The 2,018-nt window shown below is 61.6% G+C and carries 2 protein-coding genes; both read left to right on the plus strand.

Features of this window, described 5'->3' with window-relative positions:
• Nucleotides 1-102: 102 nt before the first annotated feature.
• A complete protein-coding gene (locus HMPREF2826_RS00740; protein WP_070638243.1) occupies nucleotides 103-516 on the plus strand; it encodes a hypothetical protein in 414 nt (137 codons plus the stop codon).
• 88 nt (nucleotides 517-604) lie between these two features.
• The coding region (locus tag HMPREF2826_RS00745) for a recombinase family protein (RefSeq protein ID WP_070638246.1) at nucleotides 605-2,018 on the plus strand (1,414 nt) is incomplete at its 3' end.

Consider the following 2,018-nt stretch of genomic DNA (forward strand, 5'->3'; position numbering starts at 1 on the left):
CTTATTAGCATCTTCCACCAGATGGACCAGCAGGGGCAGAACGCCCTTTTGGTAGTAGCACGTGGGCTTGCCCAGTCATTTCCCAAGTAGGAAGGAAGCGATATGCAAATCACTAGAAGGGCGTTCATCGCAGCCATGGGCATTGCCCTTGTTGGCGTTTCCGGCTGCTCGTCTGGCAAACAGGAGAAGAACGTGCCAGACGGAATGAGCGAGGCCGCGTTTGATCTTGGCACAGAGGTCTACGACCTCGCTGGGGAGTTTCTTGAGGACAAGACAGGCCCGGAAACAGCCGGGGCTAAGGTACAAACGGCAATCGATAACCGCGCGAAGAAGATTGACGCAAACAATAACAAGGGCGACCAGCGCGTGTTGAACCTGTCGGCGATGATCCAGATGGAATTCTCCATGCAGGGAGACGACGCATCGGGATCAGTTATCAAGCAATACCGCGACGGTCTGGGCTACGTCCTTGAGACCGGCGAATACCCCGATGACCTCAAGAGCATGGACATCTAGCGCTCACGCATAAAAATGCCCCCGCTAGTCCGCCAAGACAAATCGCGGGGGCAAACGCAATCTCCCCAAGAAAGGAGACCATCCAATTATGTCACAAGCGGCAAGGACCGCCGCGCTCTACGCCCGCTTCTCAAGCTCCAAGCAGAGGGAGGCGTCCATCGACGACCAGCTCAGGGCGTGCCGGGAGTGGTGCCGGCGCGAGGGCGTGGCGGTGGTGGCGGAATACGCGGACTATGCCATATCCGGCAGGACCGACGAGCGGCCCCAGTTCCAAGAGATGATCGCCAACGCCGGGGAATCCGACATCGTGCTCGTGTACATGATGGACCGGTTCAGCCGCGACCCCTACGACGCGCCGCTGTACAAGCACGAGCTCGCAAAGAGTGGCGTCCGGCTGGTCTCGGCCATGGAGGCCATCCCGGAGTCGCCGGAGGGCATCATCTACGAGAAGCTTCTCGAGGGCCTTGCCGCCTGCGAGTCGCGCAAGACCTCTGTGCGCGTGCGCAGGGGCATGGAGGGCAACGCCATCAAGTGCCTCACGAACGGAGTCAGGGTCTACGGATACCGCACGGGGGAAGATGGCCGGTACGAGGTCGTGCCAGAGGAGGCCGCGTTCGTGAAGGAGGCGTTCCGCCGGAGGATAGGAGGCGAGGCCTGCAACTCGATTGCCCGCGACTTCGCCGAGAGGGGCGTGGTCACCTCGACGGGGAGGCCGTGCGGGTACACGATGGTCTACCAGATGCTCCACAACGAGAAGTACCTAGGGAAGTACTCGTGGGGCGGCATCACCTTCGAGGGCGGCATGCCCCGAATCATCGATGACGGCCAGTATGGGAGGGCGCAGAAGGTGAAGGGCAAGAAGCAGCGCAGGAACGAGAGCTGGGGCACCTTCGCCCTCGCCAACAAGGTCATGTGTGCGAGGTGCGGTCGGAACATGCCGGGGGTCTCCGGAAGGGGCCGTTGCAGCGTCAAATACGAGTACTACGGCTGCACAAGCTGCCGCATGAAGGCAGTTCGCCGCGACTGGCTCGAGGGGCAGATTGTAGGACGCATCCGTGAGCTGCTCGGCGACCACGAGGAGGCCCTGCGCATCGCCCGGATAGTGGTGGAGGCGGGCAACGACAAGGCCGTTGAGCTTGACCGCAGGCAGGCGCAGGCGTCGCTGAGGAGCGCCGAGACGGGCTTGCAGAACATCCTGAACGCGATAGAGCAGGGCATCATAGCCCCCGGCGCGAAGGAGCGCATAGCGCAGCTGGAGGCGCAGCGCGACAGGGCGCGGCGCGACCTCGACACGCTGGACGAGAAGACGATCGACCCCGAGGACTTCGCGCGCTTCCTGATGTTCGGTGCGACGCTCACGGATAAAGCCGTTCTCGAGGCGTTCGTATATCAGGCGAAGGTGGACGAGGAGTCGGTCTTGGTGACGCTCAACTACGACACGCAAAAGAACGAACCCGTGAGACTTGATATCCCACGGGTTCGTACTGAATTGCAATGGTGCG

The organism is Olsenella sp. HMSC062G07 (assembly GCF_001811895.1).
Classification (GTDB): Bacteria; Actinomycetota; Coriobacteriia; order Coriobacteriales; family Atopobiaceae; genus Olsenella_F; species Olsenella_F massiliensis.

Coding starts and splice junctions, on each gene's coding strand:
- HMPREF2826_RS00740 (WP_070638243.1), top strand. CDS start 103: ATGCAAATCACTAGAAGGGCGTTCATCGCAGCCATGGGCATTGCCCTT.